Origin of the sequence: Clostridium drakei, from assembly GCF_000633595.2 — a bacterium.
In the GTDB taxonomy this organism is placed as follows: domain Bacteria; phylum Bacillota; class Clostridia; order Clostridiales; family Clostridiaceae; genus Clostridium_AM; species Clostridium_AM drakei.
This window is the reverse complement of the sequence record NZ_JIBU02000026.1, coordinates 1-24,761: the sequence shown is the minus strand read 5'-3', so window position 1 is coordinate 24,761 and position 24,761 is coordinate 1. Positions and strand designations below refer to the sequence as shown.

Genomic DNA, 24,761 nt, shown 5'->3' with positions numbered 1-24,761 from the left:
CTAATACTTAAGGAGGTAGATTAATGGATATAAAATTTGATGATAAACTTCCTATATATGTTCAAATAATGAATAGCATAAAAAAGGATATAGTTTCACAAAATTTGAAACCAGGTGATAAATTGCCATCAGTAAGAGAAATGTCAGCAAAGTTTAAAGTAAATCCTAATACACTTCAAAGAGTTTATCAAGAATTGGAAAGAGAAAATATAACTTATACACAAAGAGGTACAGGCACTTTTATTAAGGAGGATATAAGTATGGTAGATAATTTAAAAAAGGATATGGCAAAGGAAATTATAGATAATTTTATAAATGGAATGAAAAACTTGGGTTTTAGCAATGAAGAAATAATTCATATAATCCAGAATAGAATAAAGGAGGACTAATAGGATATGGAAGATTTTATTTTAAAAGCTAATAATATTGAAAAAAGTTATTTTAATAAAAAGGCTTTAAGTGGAATAAATATGGAAGTTAAAAAAGGGAGAATAATAGGACTTTTAGGTCCTAATGGTAGTGGTAAAACTACTTTTTTAAAAATAGCTGCAGGTATTTTAAGGCAGAGTAGTGGAGAAATATTTATAGATGGTCATAAACCAGGAGTATATACTAAAGCTATAGTATCCTATTTACCTGATAAAGATTATTTATTTAAATGGATGAAGATTAAAGATGCAATAGAGTTTTTTAATAGTTTTTATAAGGATTTTGATAAAGATAAAGCTGAAGAACTTTTAAAATTTATGAATTTAGATGAAAATTCTAAAATTACATCTCTTTCAAAGGGAATGTCTGAAAAATTATATTTAACACTTACTTTATCTAGAAAGGCAAAACTTTATATATTGGATGAGCCTTTGGGTGGAGTAGATCCTACTACAAGAGAAAAAATATTAGATGCTATATTAGATAACTATAGTGAAGAAAGTTCCATGATTATAACCACTCATCTTGTAAATGATATTGAAAGATTGTTTGATGATGTAGCATTTATATCAAAAGGAGAAATAGTGTTAAGTGGTAATGCTGAGGAATTTAGAAATGAAAAAGGGATATCTATAGATGAATTATATAGGGAGGTGTTTAAGGATGCTTAATTTAGTAAAATATGAATTAAAAGGATATGTGAAGGAACTTATTATAAGTCTTGGTATAATTATTATACTTAATTTGTTATTGCTCACAAGAATAAAAACATGGTCAAATGAAGGAGTACTTGTATTATCATGTATGATAACTTTTGCCATACTTATTGCAGTTTTTATATGGAATATAACCTTATTTAGTAAGGATATGTATAAAGATAGTGGATATTTATTATTTACTCTTCCAGAAAGTGGTTATTCTATTTTAGGAGCAAAGCTTTTAACGGCTCTAATTCAAAATATAATAGTTGGGTTATCAGCTATTCTTTTCAATTTTATTATATTTACACAAGTTTCAAGTGATTGGAAAGAAATTTTGTCACAAATTTCAGGTTATTTTAATAAAGGATTTATTATACTTATCATTGTAAGTATTGTAGTATATATTGTATATTTGCTAACAATAATATATTTTTCAATATCACTAAGTAGAGTTGCAATTAGAAATAGAAAGCTAGGAAAATTAAGTGCTTTTGCAATATTTGTTGTTCTTTCAATTGTAATAGGTCAACTTTTAAGAATTACATCTGAAGTTTTTCCTGAAACATTCAATATAAATGTAGTGTCACCTAAACTACAAAGTGCTATGTCTATGTATACAATGCATGGAGTTGACATTAACATAGCATCTTTAATTTTTGAAGTTATAATATTTATAGTTCTTTTCATAATAACTTCTTATATTTTAGAAAATAAAATAGATCTATAATTCATAGTATTAAAAAAACAGTACTTAATGTTTAAGTACTGTTTTTATTTTGATAGTATATTTACATACTAAATATTATGTAAACTATATTTAAAGTAAACAATTCACATTAAGATATAAATATTATTTTAAATTAAATAATATATTGATAAAAAATATTTATATTATTAGAGTAAAAAAACTTTAAAAGAGAAAAATAGTAAGGTAAAAATTTTTAGAAAAGGAGAATTCATATGAAAAAATTTGTTTGTACAGTTTGTGGGTATGTCCATGAAGGAAATAAGCCACCAGAAGTATGTCCTATTTGTAAAGCTGATGCAAGTAAGTTTAAAGAAGTTAATGAAAACCTATCATGGGCAGATGAACATAAAATAGGTGTAGCATCAGATGTTGATAATGAGATAGTAGAAGATTTAAGAGCAAATTTTATAGGTGAGTGCACAGAAGTAGGAATGTATCTTGCTATGTCAAGACAGGCAGACAGAGAGGGATTTCCTGAAGTTGCAGAAGCATATAAAAGAATAGCTTTTGAAGAAGCAGAACATGCATCAAAATTTGCAGAACTTTTAGGAGAAGTGGTAAAACCTAATACTAAGGAAAATTTAAAGGCAAGAGTTGAAGCTGAATATGGAGCCTGTGATGGAAAGAAAAAACTTGCAAGTCTTGCAAAAGAAAAAAATTTAGATGCCATTCATGATACAGTTCATGAAATGTGTAAAGATGAAGCAAGACATGGTAGAGCTTTTAAAGGCTTACTAGACAGATATTTTAAGTAAAAATAGAGGATTCCTACTTTTAAAGTTAAGGAATCCTTTTGTTATAAATTATTCGTTTTTAAAAGTTAGACAATTAGTTTCTGTATATAAATTAACTTTATCACCATTAACTTTTATAGAATCTGCATCACATACATTATTTGAATTATGAATACAAGTGCCTACATTACAAGTGATTGAATTACAGCTATTTTTTTGATCATTAACGTTGTTTGTAAGATGGCTATAAACTATGGAATCTAAAAAGGATGCACAACAGGTTTCAGAATCACTATGGGCACTTTTTCCACCAACGTTTACAACGTTAGCATAACAAACTCTTTCATTATTGTGGGAACAGTTTATAACATTACAATTAATTCTTGACATAATATATCTCCCTTCTTGCTTGATATATTAAGAAGTTTAACCCAAAATAAGATAAATTATTTAATACTAATAGAAATTTTTATTGAATTAAATAACTTTTTAATAAAATAAATAGTTGCTATTTGTATATGAAGCTTAGAAATAGTAGTATTATGGATTGTATTATATATCTAAAAATTGTGACCGTTTTTTAAATATATCATATAATAGTAGAATAAATGTTTTAAAGGAGATGTTTATTATTAGTAATAAACCAATTGAATTAAAAACTTTGGAAGATAAAAAGAAGATAGCAGAAAAATTTTATTTTAAAGCATATTATTCAATGTATGAAGATGAAAAAATTAAGTTTTATACAATGGCAATAAAGATGAATCCTAAATATACAGATGCTTATTTTAATAGAGCTGAGGTATTTAGAAGTTTAAAAGAATATTCCAAATCAATAAAAGATTTTACGAAGGTAATAGAATTAGATCCTAAGGATAAAGATGCATATAACAATATGGCTGTTGCTTATTACGAAAATAGAGAATATGAAAAAGCTTTGGACAGCTATACTAAAGTAATAAAATTAGATCATGAAAATTATAATGCTTATTTTAATAGGGGATTAACATATAAAGCTCAAAATAAATATCATAAGGCAATAAAAGATTTTTATAAAACAATTGTTTTAAATCCTGTGGATAAAGAAGCTTATTTTAATAGAGGAATTATGTATTATAATATTGGAAAATACAATAAAGCAGTTGAAGATTATACTAAAGCAATTGAAATAGATAATAAATATGAAGATGCTTATAACAATAGAGGAACAGTATTTTATTTAATAGGAAAATATGAAGAAGCTATTGAGGATTATATAAAGGTTATAACATTAAATCCTAACAGTTTAGAAACATATTATAACATATCATTAATATGTTCAGAAGAAGGTATGAATAGTATTACATGTGGTGAAAATAAAAAAATTATAACAAATGATAATTAGCATTTATATGATGAAGATTGATAGTATTATAGTGGAAAATTTTAACTATCAATTTTCATCTATAAAATAGCCTTTATAAAACCTTTAGTATTTTTTTACAGTAAGGTTCAAGATTTAAAGTTATTGTTCCATTTACTAAAGTATAATTTTTATTATTGTCTAGAAGGTCTAATAAATAAGTCCCATAATTAGGAATATTAAATTTGAAGGATGCAATTTGATTATCTGATAAGTTTAATACAACTAAAATGGTTTCTTTATTATAAATTCTAGCAAAGACAATTTGTTCATTCTTTATAACAACTTCCTTATATATTCCAAATTTTAATGAAGAAGAAAAAGTTCTTATTTTAGAAAGCTGAGTTATTAAATCAAAAAGCTTTTCATTCAATGTTTGATTTTTTATTTCATCTAAGCTAGGTCTTAAAGCTAAATCAGAATTTCCGCATTTTTTCCCTTTAATGCCATACTCACTACCATAGTATAAAGAAGGTACTCCAGGCATTGTAAAAAGCATAGTATATGCAAGATAAATATGATTTGGGTTATTTAATATACTTGATATCCTAGTTACATCATGATTATCAATAAAATTATAAAGATTTAAATTTTTGTATATTCCGTGTTCTCCAAATTGTCTATTAAGAGAATAATTTATTTCAAAATAATTTTTATCATTTAAACTTGAATAAATACCTTTATAACATTCATAGTTAGTAATAGAATCTAACATATTTTCATTTGCCCATATATTATAATCACCATGTATTACTTCACCCATTAACCAAAAATCTTCTTTTTTGTTTTTACAGTAAACTGAAAGTTCTTTTAGAAAGTTTATATCTAGGCAATTGGCAGCATCTAATCTTAAACCATCAATATTAAAAGTTTCTATCCAGTAGGAAACTGCTTTGAATAAATGTTCTTTTACTTCGGGATTTTTCAAATTTAGTTTTACTAGCTCATAATGTCCTTCCCATGTATCATATGAAAAATTATCTTTATAAGGGCTTTTTAAGTTAAAATTAATATTTGAAAACCAATTGCGATACTTTGAATTTTGGTCATTTTTTATGATGTCCTTAAACGCAAAGAAATTTCTTCCTACATGATTAAATACTCCATCTAATACTATTCTAATTCCATTTTCATGTAGTGATTTACAAAGAGCTTTAAAGTCTTCATTACTCCCTAATCTTTTATCAATTTTATAATAATCAGTGGTATCATATCCATGGGTATTAGATTCAAAAACAGGGCCTAAATAAATTGCATTTATACCCAAAGATTTCATATGTGGAATCCATTGCTTAATTTTTTCTATTCTATTTACAATTTGAATTTCAGAATCATTTGAAATAGGAGCTTCACAAAATCCTAGTGGATATATATGATAAAATATTGATTCATGTACCCAAGATTTCATTTTAAACATTCCTTTCATTGAAATATAAATTATAATAATATTGGTAATTAGATGTAGTTATATAACTTAGAGCGTTATATATTACATATTCATTTATTGAGGAGTATAATATATATTATGCCTATCTATGGTAAAATGGTCAAACTTAAATTATAATTTAAATCAGGATTGTGAATAGTTTAAATGTAAAAGAATATATTTTGTATTAAAAATATCTAATAATTATATTTAGGTGGGGGATGATCTATTTTGGAGTCAAATATTATGTTAATTGTGATACTTATTGCATCAGTGGTAGGTAAAGCAAATTCTGTGGCAATAGCTACTTGCATTCTTTTAATGATTAAACTTTTAAATGTAGAAGAATGCATTTTTCCATCTATAGAGAAGAATGGTGTAACTATAGGATTGATATTACTTATAGCTGCTATATTAATTCCTATTGCAAAAGGAACTGTTACATCAAATAATGTAAAAAGTGTATTCACATCATGGATAGGTGTAATTGCATTAATATTATCCTTTTTAACCACTTATTTAAGTGGTCTTGGTTTAAATTATCTTACTGTACAGGGACATGGAGATATTATGCCTGCAATGATTTTAGGATCAGTAGCAGCTGCAGCTTTTTTGGGTGGAGTTCCAGTAGGGCCACTGATTACATCAGGAATGCTTGCAGTAATTGCAAAATTAATACACAAATAATAAGGTGGTATCTCGGATTTGATTATATGGTTTATTGATACATTGAAAATATAACTTATGAGGCAAATTCACAATACAAGTTTTTTACAAATTTTGACTAATAAATGGGGGTAAAAATGAACAAGAAAAAAATCGTAATACTATTGATGATAATAATTATAATTGGTGCTGCATTTCATGTTATTATGACTAATCCAAATTCTAGAGGATTTGTTAATAAAAATATAAATAAAATTGAGGGTAAAACGCTAAATGAAAAATTTGAAACAAAAATTAAATCAGGTAATTTAGCTACAGATTATAAAATAGATGAGGCTATAAGTGATGTAGATAAGTTTAAGTTAAATACTTTAAATGTTCCTATTGTTGTAAATATAAAAGATTTGTCATCTAGTGATATGACAGTGGATAAAGCTAGTGAAGAGAAGGCAAAAAATTTGATAAAGAAATTAAGCGGAAAGAAGATAAATATAATACTAGAACCTTATCCATGGATAGATAATGGAAGTAAATACGAAACAGCTTGGAAACCTAATGATCTAAATACTTTTTTTTGGAATTGGAAAAGTAAAGTATTAAGAACTTTAATTGATGATATTGCAGTACCATATCATGTAGATGCATTGAATATAGGTTCAAGCTTTGTAAATATGGAATTTGCAGAAGGTTATTGGTGTGATACTATAGATTATGTTAGAAAATATTATAAAGGATTAGTAACTTATAGAATGGGTTGGTGGTACACAGCTAAGTGGAAGCCAGAGACAATTACTGATTATGAAAGTAAATTAAATAACAAAATGTTTTCAAGACTGGATTTTATTTCCATTGCAGCTTACTTTGAACTTACAAATAGCGGCACTAATAATGCAGAAAATATATTTAATGCTATAGAGAGCACACAAATATATGATAGAAAGCAGAATATAAAACAAGAAATAAAAAATTTTCATGATAAATGGAATAAACCTATTTTCTTTGGAGAATTAGGATTTCCAAAAACTAATTATGCTTCTGTACATCCATGGAATCCATATCAAAATGATATAACAAATAATATGGAACAAGCTAATTGTTTTGAAGGCTATAGAAGAGCATTTGAAAAAGAATCCTGGTTTTTAGGATTTTCTATATTTGCAATAGGAGAAAATAGTATAGATAAAAGATATTATCCTAGTGAAGAAAGCACAGAAGTTATCAATAATTGGTATAAAGATAGTAAAAAATAATATTATATAAAGGACAAATCAATTTATATTATGATTTGTTTTTTTTTTAAGAATTTTATGTTTTAATGGTTTTAGAATTTCTTATACTTTACCATATTTTTAAAGTATTGCTTTTAAATAGAACATAATGAAATTAAAAAAATTAATATTTTATTAATACTTTATTAAGTAATATTGAATACCATTTATTGATATAATATGTTATAATCATATTATATATTAAGAAGGTGTTACTTAAAAGATAGTAATTGGGAAAATATAAAAGATGAAGAGGGGTTATTAATTATGGATTTTGTAAATAAAAATTTTTCAGGAATCTTTAAAATAGCAATTGGGATAATAGTTTTCATGCTGCTTATTAAAATTTTACCTTGGGTAGCATTGATTGGCGGTATTTTATGGATATCCAGCAAGGCAGTTAAAAGATTCAAAAATTGGAAGAATAAAAAAGAGGTAAATAAAGAAGTATTTGAAACAAATAGTACAGTACATGATGAAAAAGATGAATTTGATCTTTCTGAAAGGAAAATTATAGATGTAGATTATAAGGAAGTATAGAATAAGAAACTCAAATGTTACATTGCAAAATTTTGAAAATTCATGTATTATAGGCTTAAGAATATTACATAAATTTAGAATACAAATTTTCATTATTAGGTGGGGATAAAATGATAAAGACAGCTATAATTACTGTAAGTGATAAGGGATCTAGAGGAGAAAGAGAGGATGGAACAGGAGAAGCATTAAAGAATATATTAGATCCAAATTATTATAGTATAGACTACTATAAAATTATACCTGATGAGTTAGATAAAATAGTAGAAGAGTTAGTATATCTTTCAGATGATTTAAAAGTAAATTTAGTACTAACTAATGGAGGCACAGGTTTTTCAAAAAGGGATGTGACTCCTGAGGCTACAATGAAAGTAATAAAAAAATATGTACCTGGTATAGGAGAAGTTATGAGAAGCGAATCCTTAAAAGTAACTCCTAAAGCTATGCTGTCAAGAGCAATTGCAGGTATAAGAAATGATACTTTAATTATTAATTTACCTGGTAGTCCTAAAGGAGCAGTGGAAAATTTGCAAGCAGTATTGCCTGCACTTCCACATGGAATAGATATATTAATAGGAAAAGCTTCAGAGTGTGCAAGATAGCATAAAAAGGAGGAATAACATGGAACTTACACATATAAACGATGAAGGAAGAGCTAAAATGGTTGATGTAAGTGAAAAAAATGATACTGAAAGAGAAGCAATAGCAAAAGGGTCTATATACATGAAAGAAGAAACTCTTAAAAGAATTAATGATGGTGGAATAAAAAAAGGTGATGTACTTTCAGTGGCACAGGTTGGTGCTATAATGGGAGCTAAAAATACGTCACATATCATTCCAATGTGCCATCCTATTATGATATCAGGATGTGATATTAGATTCAATCTAGATTTTGAAAATTTTAAGATAGATATTGAAGCAATAACTAAAACTGTAGGAAAAACTGGAATTGAAATGGAAGCACTTACTGCAGTTTCAGTGGCAGCACTTACTATTTATGATATGTGTAAAGCTATAGATAGAGGAATGGTAATATCAGATATCATGCTAATGCGAAAAAGCGGAGGGAAATCGGGAGTATTTCAGCACTAATTTTGAAATTATATATTAGGAGGGATGAGGAAATGGCTAGAGTTGTTGCTGTAAATATAAGTGAAGTTAAGGGAGTTATAAAAAAACCAATAGAAAAAGGTTGCTTTAAAGAAAATTATGGATTGGAAGGAGATGCCCATGCTGGAGATTGGCATAGGCAGGTTAGTTTACTTTCACAAGAGAGTATCGATAAAATGAAAGCTATGGGAGTAGAAGGATTGAGCAGTGGTAAATTTGCAGAAAATATAACTACAGAAGGTATAACTTTATATGAACTTCCAATTGGAACTAAGCTTAAAATAGGTGAAACTTTGATGGAAGTAACTCAAATAGGAAAAGAATGTCATAAAGGATGTGCTATACGTAGTCAGGTAGGTGATTGTATTATGCCAAGGGAAGGTATATTTACAAAAGTTTTAAAAGGTGGTTACATAAAATCAGGAGATACAATAGAAAGAATTTAAAATAATAGAAAAATCCTTTAATAGGTTAGTATACTATTAAAGGTTTTTTTGTGTAAAAAAGTATTCAGAAAGTAGTAGTTTTTTGGGGGATCTTAAAAAATTAATAGATAAGGGGGTACAGCTACTTTCTGAATATAAATGGATTAAGTATATTATATACAATTTAATAATAAATATCAACAGATATTTATTATTAAATTGTAAAAATTAAAAATAAAGCTATCCTTGATTGGTTCGATAACTATAATATATGATTAAGGATTGGAGGAAATAGTAGATATGAGATACATTCCAATACTATGCCTTAAAGAAGGTATGAAGCTTGGCAAAAATATATATTCCACTGAAGGTGTTGTGCTTTTAGCTGAAAATGTAATTTTAACTGAAGAATATATAGCCAGTCTTATAAAGATAGGCGTTAATGGTGTTTATATAGATGATAATATATCTTCTGACATAGTAGTACAAAATATAATTTCAGATGAACTTAGAATTGAAGCAATAAAATCCATTAAAAGTATATATAACAATTCTCATAATGTAGGAAGAACAATAAATATGGTTGAAAATATAGCTAAAAGTATTATGTTTGAAATTTTGCGAAGCAAAAATATAATGATAAATATGATAGATATTAAAACTTTCGATGATTATATGTACACTCACTGTTTAAATGTGGGTGTGTTAGCAGCAGTAGTTGGAGTAGGACTTAATTTAGATACTAAAAAAATAGAAAAGTTAACAGCTGCTGGATTATTACATGACATTGGTAAAGTGTTTATCAGTAAAGATTTGTTGAATAAAACTGAAAAATTAACAGAAGAAGAGGAAAAATTAATTAGAAGTCATGCTGAACTTGGATATAGATATATAAAGCAATATTACACTATACCTGTTACATCTTATGTAGGTGTGCTTCAGCATCACGAAAGATTTGATGGTAAAGGATATCCTGATGGTAAAAAAGGAGATGAGATATCACAGTTTGGAAGAATTATATGTCTTTGCGATGCCTATGATAAATTGGTTACAGAAGCACCTACAACAAAGGCATGCATACCTTCAGAAGCCATAGAATATATAATGGCTAATAATGGTCAAATGTTTGATCCAAAGTTGGTAAAAGTATTTCTTAGAAGAGTGGCGCCATATCCTATAGGATCAATTTTAAGATTGAGTAATGGAGAAAAAGTTATTGTAATAGAAAACAATGAAGAATGTTCTATTCGTCCTAAAGTTAGAAATGTAGAAACTCAAGAAGTATATGATTTAACTTATGATTGGAATTTAAGAAATGTAACAATTGTTGATGTAGAAAATATGTAATGGAGATTATGGAGTTATTTATATAAAAGTAATGAAATAACAAAATAATAAAAATGTACCTAAAAATAGATTTTTTTAAATTATCTACTTTAAGGTACATTTTATTATATTTTAGTTTTATAGCTTTTATTTTGTAATAATTTTAAAATACAGTTCATTACTAATTTATTTTAAAGTAATATGATTAACTAATCATTTACTTTCACATCAAGTAAGTCCAATATGAACATTACAAGTGGAATACCTATAAGTAATCCCCATACTCCCATAAAATGTTCGGAAGCTATAAGAATTATAAAAGTAAAGAATATAGGCAATTCAATTTTAGCTGACATCAATTTAGGATTTAAAATATAACTTTCAAGTGAATGAACTACCGCTACCATAATTAACACATATAAAACCTTAGTAAATCCACCTATTTTAAATGCAATTAAGGAAAGTGGTATAAGTGAAATTATAACTCCTGCTACTGGAACTAAACTTAATATAAATATCATAAATCCCAATGAAATTAATTGAGGAAATTTTAATATAGAAAGCATAATAACAGAAATTATAGTATTGGCAAAAGCTATTACAATTTGAGCTTGGATTACCTTACCAAAGGAATTTAAAAAATTATTTCCGAAAAAGCTAAAATATTTAAACATAACGCTTACCTTACTTGTTTTGAATTTTTCTAAAAAAGCAATGATTTTATTCTTTTCCAGCATAAAGAATAAACTTAGCATTATAGCAATGAATACATTGGCACTCCATTTTCCTATATTTGCAGCTAGCTGAACTGTAATATCAAAGCCTGATTTTACATACTTTTGCAAGTCAATTTGTTGTAATGCACTTACTAAGTATTTTTGAATAATGTCTGAGTTAGAATTAGAACTATAATTAGTATTAAAATCAAATATAGGCTGATTTAACAGAGATTTAGTTTCAGTAATAAGTAAAGGTATATAATTTACTATTATTAAAATTATAGAAGTAAATAATAAAGTGTACAAAAGAATTGTAATAAGTTTTTCTTTTACAGGAGTAATCTTTTTTAATTGCCTTACAATTACACCTTGCAAACTATTCATTAAGTAAGTAAATAGAAAGGTCAACAATAACATATTTAATAAAGATTTTAGCAAATACAAAATTATTATTAAAACAACAAAGAATAGAAATCTCTTAGTAGATTCTTTTGAAAAAAATTCTTTTAAAAAGTCCATAAAAAGTCTCCTTAGATTAAAATTTTAGTTTTTATTCCTGTATATTCTAATATAATGTTATTTTTAAGAAATTACAATATATAATTTGTAATTTTAAAGAAAAATATAGTGCTAATATTATATAAGTAATATATTTAAAATATAATATTTAATATGAATATTATATTTTAATATTAATATGAAAGAAATGTATATCATCATTGATATTCCACTATTGATATATATTAGCAATATGATATATAATATACTTGATAGCAAGGGAGGCGGCTAATTATAATGACTAAAATTGCGTTAGTTACAGATAGTACATCTGATTTAGATAAAGAAATAATTAATAAATACAATATAAAAGTATTACCATTAAGGATAGTTTATAAGGATAAAGAATATATAGATAGAGTAAATATAACACCTAAAGAAGTTTATGATAATTTAGGAAAAGAAATTCCACATACATCATTACCATCCATGCAGGATATGGAAAAACTTTTCCAACAATTAGAAACTGAAGGATATACACATGCTATTATAGTGCCTATTTCTTCAGGGTTATCAGGTACATATAGTACATTAAAGTTAGTAAGTAAAAGTTATCCTAATATTATAACTACAGTTTTTGATTCAAGATCTTTAACTTTAGGTGCAGGAGCTATATTGATAAAGTGTGGTGAACTTTTAGAAAGTGGTAAGACTTATGAAGAAATAGTGGAAGTTTTGCCTAAGATAAGAGAAAGTATATCCGTATTTTATGCTGTTGATACATTAAAGTATCTTATTATAGGAGGAAGAATAGGTAAAGTTTCTGGTACTGTAGGTGAACTTTTAAATATAAAACCAATAATATCAATAGATTCTTCTGGAATATACTATACTTATACAAAGGTTAGAGGAAATAAAAAAGCTATAAATAAGTTGATGGATATTGTAAAAGAAATATTAGTTTCTTCCAAATGCAGAGTTTGGGTTATGCATGGTGGTGCTGAAAACGAGTGTAAAAAAATGTATGAAAATTTCAAGCTATTACCTAACATAACTTTTCTTGGTATGGGAGATATAAGTCCTGTAGCAGGAGTACACACGGGACCAGGACTTTTAGGACTTGTAATAATGAGAGAGTTGAATTTTTGAATAGAAAAGTATGCAGAATCATAACATGTGCAAAAAATAATTAGATAATGCATATTAAAAAATAGCTAGTTAGTGTAGTTTTATGCTTAACTTGCTATTTTTTATAGGTTTAATGAAAGGATGAAACACTTATGAGAAATATGTTACTTACAAATAAAGATGGATTAACTGAAAAGGAATTTTTAGAAAGTTATAAGCCAGGAAATTATGAAAAGCCATCTAATACTGTTGATATGCTGCTTTTTACAATGGATAATAAATTACTGCATGATGATGTGAAAAAATTATCTGAAAAGGAGCTTAAAATACTTCTAATAAAAAGAGGAAATCACCCTTATATGGAGTGCTTTGCAATCCCAGGTGGTTTTGTAAATATAGATGAAGCTTTAAATGAAGCTGCTTACAGAGAATTAAAGGAAGAAACAAGTGTAGAAAATGTATATCTGGAACAGTTGTATACTTGGGGAGATGATATAAAAAGAGATCCTAGGATGAGAGTTATATCAATAGCTTACATGGCTTTAGTAGATAAAAATAGTATAAAGCCTAAGGCTGGGGATGATGCTAGTGATGTAAAATGGTTTTCTGTAAAAAAAGAATTTATATTTTCAATTAAAGAAAAAGATGAAAAAAAAGATATATATAATTTAATACTAACATCTGATGATGAAGAAAATAAAATAATTTATAAGGTTACTGAAAAGTATATTAAAAATGGTATTATGCCTAACAAGGAATTAGAATATGAACCTTTAAGCTTTAGTAAGGAGGAATTGGCTTTTGATCATGTAAAAATTATAGATGCTGCACTGGAGAGGTTGAAAAGTAAAATACAGTATACACCTATAGCTTTTATGTTTTTGCCAAAACGTTTTACATTAACAGAGCTTGAAAAAATATATGAAGTTATTTTAAATAGGACTTTACTTAAGGAAAGTTTTACAAAGAAAGTTTTACCTATGTTAAAAGAAACAGACTGTATAAAAGAAAATACTGATCATAGTTCAGAAAAGTATTATGAATTTAATAAAGAATGGAAACACAATTTTTTAAATGAGTAAAAAGTATTTTTATGTTGCATAAAATGAGGTTTTAGTATGGAAATGAATTTAATTTGTTCGAAAAACCTTGAAAGAATTATAGAAGAAATTCTTTCTAATAGAAAAATAGCGATTAGTAAAGATTCTAAAATATGCATAATCGAAAGAGGGTTTGAGTTAGAAAAAGGCAAAATAGGAATATATTTTGATATGGAATCAATAAATGTTTTGATGGGTTATTTGGATTATATGGCCTCAAATAAAGAAAATTTTAAAAATGTAATTACAGGAAAATGTGATGATGATGAACTTAAAGTATTAACTTATGATGATATTTACTACTTTGAAGCTATGGGAAATGATGTTTTTTGCAGGACAGAGGATAAAAAATATAAGGTTAAAGAAAGGCTTTATGAGCTGGAAGAAAGATTACAAAGTAAGGGCTTTATAAGGATAAGCAAGTGCTTTATTGTAAATATAGTTAAAGTAGATCGCATTATTTCATGGTTCAACAGCAAACTTATATTAAAAATAATAGACATAGATGAAGAAATTTATGTTACAAGAAAATATTTAACTGAATTCAAAAAATTTCTTGGGTTTTGAGGTGTTTTAGTTATGAAAGAAAATTTAAAGGATTTCTTATTTAATTTATTTGTATCTTCTCTTATTGGATTATTTGTTGGTATGCTTGAAGTAACTATTACAAATATGAGCAGTATGGTAGCAGCTACATTAATTACTGATTCTTTGATTGGTGCCTTTATTGGAACAATTTCAATGTTTGCTTTTATATACATATTTGAGATGAAAGAAATGGATATAAAAATAGCATTTATAGTAGTGTTTATGATAATAGGAATCATTTCCAGTACACCATCTATTTATTTATATTTTGTCCAAAATATAAATATCTCTGTAATAAGATTAATGTCAATTGTGATATCAGCAGAATTTTTGGGAATGAGTTTTTGCTATTATTCTTATAAAAAATGCTTAGAGCTTAATTCAAAACTTATAAATAAGAAAAAACAGTTTTCCAAAAAGTGAGGCTGTGGCGTTGTCCACAGTCTTTATATTTAAGTAAGCATTTTTAGAAAATTTTTCATTGTATTAGACATATAACTACTGTTTAACCAGACTAGAAAGGTTTCAGTTACTAAATTGGGATTAGTAATCTCTTTATATGTTAAATTTAAATTTGGAATAAGATTTACAGTAGATTTAGGAACTATGGCTATACCCATACATGTAGTAGCCCAAGTTAGCATAGATCTTACATCATCAGTTTCACAAAATATATTTGGAGTAAAATTAAGTCCACTGCAAGCATCAACTATCATAGATTTAAATGCAACATGTACTATTAAAGGCGAATTCTTAAGGTCAATTAAGCTAATTTTCTTTTTCTTTGGTGAAGACAAAAAGCTACTATGGATTGCAGCTACCATGTGTTCTTTGGATAAAGATTTGTATTTAAGATTTTTAGAATCAAAAGGACATCGTATTATTCCTATTTGAATAATTCCATTATTCAAAAGGTCTAGTATTCTAGTGCTGTTTCCCTCTCTTATTTGGAAATTTACTTTTGGATAGAGCCTGTGAAAGTTATTTATATTTTCAGGCAACATTGAAGCTGTAGAGGCAATTGTTCCAATAGCTAAAGTTCCTTCAATGCCTTTATTAAAATCTTTTAATTCTTTAAGAGTAGTTTCAACTAATTCAACAATTTTTTCACTGCGGTCATATAAAAATCTACCTGCATCTGTTAATTGAGATTTTCTAGTAGTTCTTTCAATCAACTTTGTACCAATTTCATTTTCTAACATTTTTAGTTGATAGCTGAGTGGTGGTTGAGCTATATGAAGTTTTTTAGATGCATTAGTTAAAGTACCTTCTCTAGCAATGGTTAAAAAATATTTAATTTGTTTAATATCCATATTAGTAATCCTTTCTATAATATATATAATTTGTATATATATATTATATATTATAAGTATTTTTTTTATAAGTAGTATTTTGCTATACTGAGATAGTAAACATAAATAATTAAGTATTAAAAATATTTAGAAAAAAGTTTGATGCATTTATGAAAACAATATTTTATGTAGGGGGTAATTTTTGTGAAACAGGGATGTATTAGTATTATTTTAGCAACGATTTTATTTAGTAGTATGGAGGTAGCGTTAAAGCTAATTTCAGGTCAATTTAATCCAATACAGTTAACTTTTCTAAGATTTTTAATAGGAGCGGTAATACTTTTTCCAGCAGCTCTAAAAGGTTTAAGAGATAGAAAGATTTTATTAAACAAAGATGATTTTAAAGTATTTGCACTTTTAGGGTTTGTATGTGTTGTAGTAAGTATGACTTTTTATCAATTAGCTATTTTATATAGTAAAGCATCTATTGTTGCAATATTATTTAGTTGCAATCCAATATTTGTAATATTTTTTGCTTATTTTATGCTTAGTGAGAAAATATATAAAACTACAATTGCATCATTAGTTATAAGCATTATAGCAATTATAACTATTATGAATCCATTTCATATGACCAATAATATTTATGGCATTTTGTTTACTATTTTAGCTGCTTTTACTTTTGCTCTATATGGTGTAATTGGGAAGAAATATAGTAAAAAGTATGGTGGTGTTGTGCAAACTTGTTTTTGCTTTCTTATGGGAAGTACTGAAATGTTTTTGATAATATTAGTAAGTAAAATAAATTTTGTAGCACAAATAATTTATCAATCTAAATTTAAAATTTTCTCAAATATACCAATCTTAAAGGGAATTACATTATCTAGTATACCTGGATTGATTTTTGTAGGAGTGTTTGTAACCGGTTTAGGTTATACTTTTTATTTATTAGCAATGGAGAAAACGTCTGCAGCTACTGCTTCTTTAGTGTTTTATATAAAACCTGCATTAGCACCAATATTGGCTTTAATTATTTTAAGAGAAGTTATTAATTTAAATACAATTGTAGGAATTATTTTAATTGTCATAAGTTCATCCATAACATTTATATCTAATAAAAAACGAATAAAATCGGAAGAGGTTGAAGTAAAGGAAGAACTAGTATAAATATTGTAATTTTATATATCTATATGAAATTTTAAAAATTATTTATAAAATAAAATGGGATTATTGTATTAAAGATAAATATTACAATTAATATGCTTTATTATTGAGTTATAAAGTAATATATTGTATATAAGTTTTTTTAATGCAGTAATCCTTTTTTTGTTTTTGTAATTATATGATATAATTTTTATTACATGGTAAAAATACTACAAAATGGAAGGCGATGGGCTATGAAAAAATCAGAGGATATTGTATTTGAATATTTGTATAATAAATGCAAAGAGCAAAAAAGAGAAGGTTTAGTTGAAAAATTAGGCTGCAGTACTAAAGAAATTGCAGATAGTTTAACACTTCAAAGAACAAACGTAAGTAGTATATTAAATGTAATGTGTAGGCAAGGAAAGATTTTTAAAATAAAAGGAAAACCTATTATATATTATGTGAATTTATGTAAAGAACAATGTGAAAATAGTAAAAATTTTAAAGAAAATTATATAAGTTTTAATACTCTTATTGGTAAAAATAAAAGTCTAAAAAAATGTATCGAACAAGCTAAAGCTGCTATTTTATATCCTCCTAACGGATTGCATACGTTACTTTTAGGTCCAACTGGTGTTGGAAAAACAATGTTTGCTGAAGTTATGTATAAATTTGCAATAGAAAAAGGGAGTATCCCTATAAATAGTCCTTTTGTATCTTTTAATTGTGCAGATTATGCTAATAATCCTCAATTAATATTAGCACATCTTTTTGGAAGTAAAAAAGGGGCTTTTACAGGTGCTGATAGGGATAAAGATGGTCTTGTGGATAAAGCTAATGGAGGAATATTGTTTTTAGATGAGATCCACAGATTGCCTCCTGAAGGTCAAGAAATGTTATTTATGATAATTGATAAGGGAATATATACGCCTTTAGGAGATATAGAGAAAAAGAAAATTAGTAAGGTGCGTATAATATGTGCAACTACAGAGAATGTGGATAGTGTGCTTTTAAATACATTTAGTAGAAGAATTCCTATAACAATAAATATACCAATGCTTAAGGATAGAAGTTTGGAAGAAAGGTTTGAACTTATTTGTGAATTTTTTAAGACAGAATCAGAAAGAATCGGAAGAGAAATATTTGTATCAACTAATACAATAAGAGCTTTGCTTCTCTATAGTTGTACAGGCAACATAGGACAATTAAAAGGTGATATACAGCTTGGATGTGCTAATGCGTTTTTAAAATATGTGTCTAAAGGCAAGAAAAAAATAGAAGTACATAGTACAGATTTTCTAAATAATGTAAGGCAAGGCTTATTACTGTATAAACAAAATTCACAAGTATTAGATAATATAATTAATGAGGATATTGAATTAAATTTTAATTCTAAGATAACCAAACATAAGATCAAAATAAATGACAAATATTTACCTAATAATTTTTATGAAAGTATTGAAAAAAGGATACAGGAACTTAAAGAGCGTGGTATAGAAGAAAATGATATTAACTTTTTAATGGATTTTGATATAAAAAAGTATTTAAAAAAATATGTAGGTGAATTTGAACAAGAAGTAAAAAAAGAAGAATTATCTAAAATAGTAGATAAAAAAATAATCAATATAGTAGAAAAATTTTTAGACATTGCATCAAAAAAAATGAAAAAAGTTTTTCCGGTTAAAATATTTTATGGATTATGCCTTCACATTAACTCAAGTATTGAAAGGATAATTAGTAACAAAAATTTACTCAATCATAATTTAAATGAAATATTAGAGAAGGATAGAGAAGAATATAAATTAGCATTAGTTTTAGTAGATAAATTAGAAGAAGAATTTAACATTAAAATACCATTACAAGAAACAGAATTTATTGCTATGTTTTTATGTATAGATGATTTTGATGGAGATAAGATAGCATATAAACCTATTATTGTAGTTGCTATGCATGGAGAGAGTACAGCTTCATCTATGACTGAAGTGGCCAATAAATTGGTAGGTGGTAACAATGTATATGGTTATGATATGACTTTAGATAAAAATCCACAAACAGCTTATATAGAGCTTAAAGATTTTATAAGGACAAATCATCAAGGTTTTGGTGTAATACTTTTAGTAGACATGGGATCTTTAGGAATGTTTGGAGAACTTATAAGTGAGGAAACTGGAATTGAAATAAGAGTAATTGATATGGTGTCTACATTGCTTGTTATTGAATGTGCAAGAAAAGCTCTTACTAACAATAATATAAATATTATATGTGAAGAAGCTAAACAATCAGTAAGTTTTTTAAATAATTACAATATAAGCTTAAGTGAAACTTATATACCAAGAAAGGATAATATAATAATAACAAATTGTATTACAGGTGAAGGTAGTGCCATTAAGGTAAAGAACATGATTGAAGAAAAAATAAATTTATCATCAAGGGATATACAAATAGTTCCGTTATCAGCTAGTGACAGAGAAGAGATGTATAATACTATAAATATATTATCTAAAAACAACAAAATACTTGCTATAGTTGGAACTGTAAATCCTAATGTGTATGGAATACCATTTATACCTGTTTCGGAACTTTTTTTAGATTCCAATTATACAAGATTAAAAGATATAGTAAACAGAATTAAAACACTAGAGAATTTTTACAATGAGATATTTCAAAGCTTAGAAAGCGAAATAGAAGAATTAAATATGGATGATTTTAGGCCTTTGTGTACAAATTTTTTAGATAATGTGAAAGAAAATATAACTGATAATATAGATATATATATGGTTTCTGGATTAATACTCCATTTAGCTTGTGCTATAATGAGATTGATTAATAAAGAAAATACACCTAAATGTACAAATAAACAGAAAGTAATGAGCTATTCAAAAGAATATGATTCTTTAAAAGAAGCATTGAGACCAATAGAGAGATTTTATAATATTAAATTTTCCGATGATGAATTTTGCCACATATTAATTATAATTTTAAATATAGTAAATATATAAGAAATTAGTATGTGTATAAAAATAAACTTGTACAAAAATATCATGTGTATAAATAAATATCATACAGATTAATAAAAAACATCATGTGTATAAAATTTTTAAAATGTGTATAAAGGATAAGATAGGCATAGGGTAAATTCCCTATGTTTTCTTATTTGGCATAGGTTTTGCTATGTAAATAAGTGAAGATAAAAAATATTGTTTAGGGGGAATTATTATGAATATTTTATTGGCATGTTCATCAGGGATGTCTACAAGTTTAGTAGTAAAAAAAATGCAGGAAGCAGCAGCAAATAGAAATATAGAGTGCAAAATTTGGGCTGTTGCTCAAGATAAAGTAGAAGAAGAAATGAAAAAGGCAGATGTTTTATTAATAGGACCTCAAATGAGATTCTTAAAACAGAAATTTGAAACCATGGCAAAAGAAATAGGTATAAATATGGATATTATTAAGCCAATGGATTATGGAAGATGTGATGGCAATTCAATTTTAGATGCAGCTATAGAACTTATAAAAAAATAGTTTTTAATGGGTAAGGTGATAACGTTTAATAGATAAAGGAGTGAAAATTTATGAAAAAGTTTATGGAGATTATCGACAAATATTTAATGCCGATAGCAGAAAAAATGAATAATAATGTATACTTGACAGTTATAAGAGACGCGTTTATGTTAACGTTACCTTTAATTATATTTGGATCTGTATTTGTAGTTATAACAAATTTACCATTTTGGTCAAAGGATCAAATTACAGTATTAGGCAATTATTTAGGAGCAGCTAATAATTCTACAATGTCGATCATGACATTGTTTGTGGTGTTTGGTATAGGATATAATTTGAGTAAACATTATAAAATAGAAGCAGTTTATGGAGCAGCTGTATCAGTTGCAGCATTTATCATATTAACTCCTACTGTAGTTAAAGGAAAAAAGGAAATTGTAGATTCAGTACTAGCATTTGATAGACTAGGTGCTAAAGGATTGTTTGTTGGAATGATTGCAGCATTTATAGCAACTGAAATTTATAGAAGAATTGTACAAAAAAATTGGACAATTAAGATGATAGAAGGGGTACCAGAAGCAGTATCAAAATCTTTTGCTTCATTAATACCAGCATTTATAACATTAAGTTTTTTCTTAATAGTAAGGATAATATTTATGTTTACTCCTTGGGGAAATATGCATGATTTCATATACAGATTTATACAAACCCCTTTAATGACATTGGGGTCAAGTTTGCCAGCTACTTTAGTTGCAATATTTTTTACACAAATATTCTGGTTCTGCGGCTTGCATGGCCAAATTTTAGTAAATTCTGCGTTAGATCCAATATGGAGATCATTATCTTTAGAAAATTATCAAGCTTTTACTTCAGGAGCAACACATTTACCTCACATAGTTACTAAGCAATTTATGGATACTTTCACTGTTTCTATGGGTGGAACAGGTATGACACTTGCTGTACTTGTAGGAATATTGATATTTGCAAGAAGTAAACAGCTTAAGGAATTAAGTAAAATTGCTACTCCACCAGGAATATTTAATGTTAATGAACCTGTAATATTTGGGTTTCCAATAGTTTTAAATCCAATGATAATAATACCTTGGATTTTAGCTCCAATGATAGTAACAGTAATCACTTATTTTGCTATGGCAACAGGAATTGTTCCTCAAACTACAGGAGTAGAAGTATCTTGGACAATACCAATATTTTTTAGTGGAATGTTAGCTACAAATTCGTTAGCTGGCGGAATATTACAACTCTTTAATTTTGCAGTAGTGCTTTTGATATGGTTACCATTTATACTTACTATAGATAGAAAATATAAGAAGGCTGAAAAAGAAGCAAAAGAAGCTATTGAAAAGAATAAAAATGAAATTATAAACAATAAAAACAATTTAACAACTTAAACAAAAATAAAAGAAAAATTAGAGGTGTATGAAATGGAAGAATTAGAGAATATACCATTTGAATTGATATTATATGCAGGAAATGGAAGATCTTATTCTATGGAAGCAATACAAGAAGCTAAAAAAGGTAATTATAAAAAAGCAGATGAACTAATAAAAAAAGCATCAGAAGAACTTGGAAAGGCTCATGAATTTCAAACTAAATTAATTCAAGCTGAAGCAAATGGTCAATCAAAACCAGTAAATATTTTACTTGTACATGCTCAGGATCACCTTATGACAGCTATGACAGTTAGAGATTTAGCAATAGAAATAGTAGAATTATATAAAGTTAAGGTGGGAGATACAATATGAGTATTAAATATAAATTCCCAAAAGATTTTTGGTGGGGAAGTGCAGCTTCTGCCACCCAAATAGAAGGAGCAGGAAAAGAAGATGATAAGGGATTAAATATATGGGATTTATGGTATGAAAAGGAGCCTAATAGGTTTTTTCAAGGTGTATCATCAGAAATTGCATCAAATTTTTATCATAGATATAAAGAAGATATAAAACTGATGAAGGAAATAGGACATAATTCATTTAGGTTCTCAATTTCCTGGTCTAGATTGATTCCAGATGGAACGGGTAGAATAAATGAAAAGGCAGTAGAGTTTTATAATAATGTAATAAATGAATTAATAAAAAATGATATAGAACCTTTTGTAACATTATATCATTTCGATATGCCTCTAGAAATGCAGTACAAAGGTGGATGGGAAAGCAGGGAAGTAGTTAATGCGTATAGCGAATATGCAAAGACTTGTTTTAAATTATTTAGTGACCGAGTAAAGGTGTGGATTACACATAATGAACCAATAGTTCCTGTAGAAGGTGGATATTTGCACGATTTTCATTATCCTAATATAGTAGACTTTAAAAGAGGAATTCAAGTAGGTTTTAACACTATGGTTTCTCATTGTAAAGCAGTTAAAGAATTTAAAAGTTTAAATATACAAAATGGTAAGATAGGTATAGTTCTAAATTTAACACCATCTTATCCTAGAAGCAGTAATATAGCCGATTTAGAAGCGGCTAATATAGCAGATTTAATATATAATAGAAGTTTTCTAGATCCAGTAGTAAAAGGAGAATATCCTAAAGAACTTATACAGTTATTTAAAGAGAATGATTTATTACCTTGTATAGAGAAAGGTGATGAAGAATTGATAAAAAATAATCTAGTGGATTTTCTTGGAGTTAATTATTATATGCCAAGGAGAGTAAAAGCAAAGGAAAATATGCCTAACCCTAATGCACCAATTATGCCAGAAACTTTTTTCGACAACTATGAAATGCCAGGGAGAAAAATGAATGTTTACAGAGGTTGGGAAATTTATGAAAAGGGTATATATGACATAATGATTAATTTAAAAAATAATTATGGCAATATAAAATGTTATGTATCAGAAAATGGTATGGGTGTGGAGAATGAAGAAAGATTTACTAAGGATGGTATTATTGATGATAGTTATAGAATAGACTTTGTAAAGGAACATTTAAAATGGCTTCATAAATCTATACAAGAAGGGTGTAATGTAAAAGGATATCATATGTGGACATTTATAGATAGCTGGTCATGGATTAATGCTTATAAAAATAGATATGGATTTGTACAATTAGATTTAAAAACACAAAAAAGAACTTTAAAGAAAAGTGCCTATTGGATAAAAGAAGTTTCTAAAAATAATGGCTTTTAAAATTATATATATTAACATAGAAATTTAGTAAAAGTGAATAATAAGAAGTACTCTTTGTGTAAAAAAATTTTTATCATTTAAAATTTTTACACAAAAGAGTACTTTTTATATGTAAGAGGTATTAATTTTTATTTTTAAATTTTGTTTAATTTACAAAAACAGAATGTACTTAATGGTTCAGTCTATAAATAGGGAAATTTCATCTATACTTTTACGTATTTTGTTTCGAAGTTTTTTATCAGCAGAATAGCCAATGCTTACTACTAACCTGACCCTTTTAGATTTTGGTATGCTTAACAGTGTTTTTAATTCTTTTTCATTAAACCAACCCATAATGCATGTAGATAGTCCTAATTCAGTAGCTGCAAGACATAAATGAGCAGTTGCAATACCAATGTCTATGGAAGAGTAATCTTGATTTTTAATAGTTCCTCCAATACGAGCTTTAATATCCGATTTTTCTTCTAATATTATAATAAATGCTGGACATTTATCTGTAAATTTATTCATAACTAAGTTTTGAAGACATTTTGCAACTTTAAATGATAGCTCTTTATTGTTTACAACTATGAATTTCCACGGCTGACCATTGCAGGCAGAAGGAGCAATTCTACAAGCTTCTATACAAGCTATTAGCTTTTCTTTTTCAACTGGTTTATCCTCATAATTTCTACAACTTTCTCGTTTATTAATTAAATCAAAATAATTAGTCATAAATATCTTCCTTTCACAAATAACTTTATCTAGTAACTTTTTAAGTATATAAGACACAAAAATAAATTTAGTAAGTTAGTTTATTTTTGTATATTAAATCACTAGTGTTTAATTAATGGATTGAAAATCCTATTGACAAAATTTCTATGTAATAA

Annotated in this window: 27 protein-coding genes; 22 read left to right on the top strand and 5 right to left on the bottom strand. The window is 26.7% G+C overall.

The annotated features are described in order from the left end of the window. The first annotated feature begins 23 nt into the window (after positions 1 to 23). The 4 genes from EG57_RS0214620 (at position 24) to EG57_RS0214605 (ending at position 2,633) form a co-directional block, all read left to right on the top strand. Positions 24 to 389 carry a GntR family transcriptional regulator gene (locus tag EG57_RS0214620; protein WP_032077933.1) on the top strand — a complete coding sequence of 122 codons (366 nt, stop codon included), beginning with the start codon at positions 24 to 26 and terminating at the stop codon, positions 387 to 389. Positions 390 to 395: 6 nt separating this feature from the next. Then, positions 396 to 1,100: an ABC transporter ATP-binding protein gene (locus tag EG57_RS0214615; RefSeq protein WP_032077932.1), complete on the top strand. Its 705-nt coding sequence runs from the start codon at positions 396 to 398 to the stop codon at positions 1,098 to 1,100. After that, on the top strand, positions 1,093 to 1,857 hold the full coding sequence (locus EG57_RS0214610; protein WP_032077931.1) for a hypothetical protein: 765 nt from the start codon (positions 1,093 to 1,095) through the stop codon (positions 1,855 to 1,857). Before EG57_RS0214615 ends, EG57_RS0214610 begins: the two co-directional genes overlap by 8 nt. Before the next feature lie 233 nt (positions 1,858 to 2,090). After that, positions 2,091 to 2,633 carry an NADH peroxidase gene (locus EG57_RS0214605; protein ID WP_032077930.1) on the top strand — a complete coding sequence of 181 codons (543 nt, stop codon included), beginning with the start codon at positions 2,091 to 2,093 and terminating at the stop codon, positions 2,631 to 2,633. 48 nt (positions 2,634 to 2,681) lie between these two features. Here EG57_RS0214605 and EG57_RS0214600 read toward each other — a convergent pair whose 3' ends face one another. Then, a complete protein-coding gene (locus tag EG57_RS0214600; protein WP_032077929.1) occupies positions 2,682 to 3,002 on the bottom strand; it encodes a DUF1540 domain-containing protein in 321 nt (106 codons plus the stop codon). 157 nt (positions 3,003 to 3,159) lie between these two features. On the opposite strand from EG57_RS0214600, the gene EG57_RS0214595 reads away from it, so the two are divergent. Further along, positions 3,160 to 3,996 carry a tetratricopeptide repeat protein gene (locus EG57_RS0214595; RefSeq protein WP_242859857.1) on the top strand — a complete coding sequence of 279 codons (837 nt, stop codon included), beginning with the start codon at positions 3,160 to 3,162 and terminating at the stop codon, positions 3,994 to 3,996. Positions 3,997 to 4,069: 73 nt separating this feature from the next. Here the strand turns inward: EG57_RS0214595 and EG57_RS0214590 are convergent, their stop codons facing one another. After that, positions 4,070 to 5,422: an alpha-amylase family glycosyl hydrolase gene (locus EG57_RS0214590; RefSeq protein WP_032077928.1), complete on the bottom strand. Its 1,353-nt coding sequence runs from the start codon at positions 5,420 to 5,422 to the stop codon at positions 4,070 to 4,072. Between the two features lie 249 nt (positions 5,423 to 5,671). Here EG57_RS0214590 and EG57_RS0214585 point away from each other — a divergent pair, with 249 nt between their 5' ends. The 7 genes from EG57_RS0214585 to EG57_RS0214555 all read left to right on the top strand — a co-directional run bounded on the left by EG57_RS0214585 (position 5,672) and on the right by EG57_RS0214555 (position 10,793). Then, positions 5,672 to 6,127, top strand: a complete 456-nt coding sequence (locus EG57_RS0214585; RefSeq protein WP_032077927.1) for a DUF441 domain-containing protein — start codon at positions 5,672 to 5,674, stop codon at positions 6,125 to 6,127. 116 nt (positions 6,128 to 6,243) lie between these two features. Further along, positions 6,244 to 7,356, top strand: a complete 1,113-nt coding sequence (locus EG57_RS0214580) for a glycoside hydrolase family 113 (protein WP_032077926.1) — start codon at positions 6,244 to 6,246, stop codon at positions 7,354 to 7,356. 285 nt (positions 7,357 to 7,641) lie between these two features. Then, the gene (locus tag EG57_RS0214575; RefSeq protein WP_029161271.1) at positions 7,642 to 7,914 is read left to right on the top strand and encodes a hypothetical protein; all 273 of its coding nucleotides are present in this window, start codon (positions 7,642 to 7,644) and stop codon (positions 7,912 to 7,914) included. Between the two features lie 110 nt (positions 7,915 to 8,024). After that, on the top strand, positions 8,025 to 8,513 hold the full coding sequence (locus EG57_RS0214570) for a MogA/MoaB family molybdenum cofactor biosynthesis protein (RefSeq protein ID WP_032077925.1): 489 nt from the start codon (positions 8,025 to 8,027) through the stop codon (positions 8,511 to 8,513). A 19-nt stretch (positions 8,514 to 8,532) separates the two neighbouring features. Beyond that, positions 8,533 to 9,003 carry a cyclic pyranopterin monophosphate synthase MoaC gene (gene moaC, locus EG57_RS0214565; protein WP_032077924.1) on the top strand — a complete coding sequence of 157 codons (471 nt, stop codon included), beginning with the start codon at positions 8,533 to 8,535 and terminating at the stop codon, positions 9,001 to 9,003. Between the two features lie 32 nt (positions 9,004 to 9,035). Then, the gene (locus tag EG57_RS0214560) at positions 9,036 to 9,467 is read left to right on the top strand and encodes an MOSC domain-containing protein (RefSeq protein WP_032077923.1); all 432 of its coding nucleotides are present in this window, start codon (positions 9,036 to 9,038) and stop codon (positions 9,465 to 9,467) included. Between the two features lie 279 nt (positions 9,468 to 9,746). Continuing rightward, the gene (locus EG57_RS0214555; RefSeq protein ID WP_032077922.1) at positions 9,747 to 10,793 is read left to right on the top strand and encodes an HD-GYP domain-containing protein; all 1,047 of its coding nucleotides are present in this window, start codon (positions 9,747 to 9,749) and stop codon (positions 10,791 to 10,793) included. A gap of 188 nt (positions 10,794 to 10,981) precedes the next feature. On the opposite strand, the gene EG57_RS0214550 is transcribed toward EG57_RS0214555, so the two are convergent. After that, positions 10,982 to 12,010 (bottom strand): AI-2E family transporter, encoded by a 1,029-nt coding sequence (locus tag EG57_RS0214550; protein WP_032077921.1) that lies wholly within the window; start codon positions 12,008 to 12,010, stop codon positions 10,982 to 10,984. Positions 12,011 to 12,286: 276 nt separating this feature from the next. On the opposite strand from EG57_RS0214550, the gene EG57_RS0214545 reads away from it, so the two are divergent. The 4 genes from EG57_RS0214545 (at position 12,287) to EG57_RS0214530 (ending at position 15,228) form a co-directional block, all read left to right on the top strand. After that, entirely contained in the window at positions 12,287 to 13,138 is an 852-nt protein-coding gene (locus EG57_RS0214545) for a DegV family protein (protein WP_032077920.1), read from the top strand. 131 nt (positions 13,139 to 13,269) lie between these two features. After that, complete coding sequence (locus EG57_RS0214540; protein WP_032077919.1) at positions 13,270 to 14,199, top strand: NUDIX hydrolase; 930 nt, start codon at positions 13,270 to 13,272, stop codon at positions 14,197 to 14,199. Between the two features lie 36 nt (positions 14,200 to 14,235). Beyond that, entirely contained in the window at positions 14,236 to 14,784 is a 549-nt protein-coding gene (locus EG57_RS0214535; RefSeq protein ID WP_032077918.1) for a LytTR family DNA-binding domain-containing protein, read from the top strand. A 12-nt stretch (positions 14,785 to 14,796) separates the two neighbouring features. After that, positions 14,797 to 15,228: a hypothetical protein gene (locus EG57_RS0214530; protein ID WP_032077917.1), complete on the top strand. Its 432-nt coding sequence runs from the start codon at positions 14,797 to 14,799 to the stop codon at positions 15,226 to 15,228. Positions 15,229 to 15,257: 29 nt separating this feature from the next. On the opposite strand, the gene EG57_RS0214525 is transcribed toward EG57_RS0214530, so the two are convergent. After that, the gene (locus tag EG57_RS0214525; RefSeq protein ID WP_032077916.1) at positions 15,258 to 16,118 is read right to left on the bottom strand and encodes a LysR family transcriptional regulator; all 861 of its coding nucleotides are present in this window, start codon (positions 16,116 to 16,118) and stop codon (positions 15,258 to 15,260) included. Positions 16,119 to 16,301: 183 nt separating this feature from the next. On the opposite strand from EG57_RS0214525, the gene EG57_RS0214520 reads away from it, so the two are divergent. The 6 genes from EG57_RS0214520 to EG57_RS0214495 all read left to right on the top strand — a co-directional run bounded on the left by EG57_RS0214520 (position 16,302) and on the right by EG57_RS0214495 (position 23,892). Beyond that, positions 16,302 to 17,264, top strand: a complete 963-nt coding sequence (locus EG57_RS0214520; RefSeq protein ID WP_032077915.1) for a DMT family transporter — start codon at positions 16,302 to 16,304, stop codon at positions 17,262 to 17,264. Positions 17,265 to 17,494: 230 nt separating this feature from the next. Further along, positions 17,495 to 20,242 (top strand): sigma-54-dependent transcriptional regulator, encoded by a 2,748-nt coding sequence (locus tag EG57_RS0214515; RefSeq protein ID WP_032077914.1) that lies wholly within the window; start codon positions 17,495 to 17,497, stop codon positions 20,240 to 20,242. Between the two features lie 217 nt (positions 20,243 to 20,459). Then, positions 20,460 to 20,765 (top strand): PTS sugar transporter subunit IIB, encoded by a 306-nt coding sequence (locus EG57_RS0214510; RefSeq protein WP_029161284.1) that lies wholly within the window; start codon positions 20,460 to 20,462, stop codon positions 20,763 to 20,765. A gap of 50 nt (positions 20,766 to 20,815) precedes the next feature. Further along, positions 20,816 to 22,153, top strand: coding sequence for a PTS cellobiose transporter subunit IIC (gene celB / locus EG57_RS0214505; RefSeq protein WP_032077913.1), 1,338 nt, complete (start codon positions 20,816 to 20,818; stop codon positions 22,151 to 22,153). Positions 22,154 to 22,186: 33 nt separating this feature from the next. After that, the gene (locus EG57_RS0214500; protein WP_032077912.1) at positions 22,187 to 22,507 is read left to right on the top strand and encodes a PTS sugar transporter subunit IIA; all 321 of its coding nucleotides are present in this window, start codon (positions 22,187 to 22,189) and stop codon (positions 22,505 to 22,507) included. Next, positions 22,504 to 23,892 (top strand): glycoside hydrolase family 1 protein, encoded by a 1,389-nt coding sequence (locus EG57_RS0214495; RefSeq protein ID WP_032077911.1) that lies wholly within the window; start codon positions 22,504 to 22,506, stop codon positions 23,890 to 23,892. Before EG57_RS0214500 ends, EG57_RS0214495 begins: the two co-directional genes overlap by 4 nt. Before the next feature lie 177 nt (positions 23,893 to 24,069). On the opposite strand, the gene EG57_RS0214490 is transcribed toward EG57_RS0214495, so the two are convergent. Further along, on the bottom strand, positions 24,070 to 24,606 hold the full coding sequence (locus EG57_RS0214490) for a nitroreductase family protein (protein WP_032077910.1): 537 nt from the start codon (positions 24,604 to 24,606) through the stop codon (positions 24,070 to 24,072). Between the last annotated feature and the right edge of the window lie 155 nt (positions 24,607 to 24,761).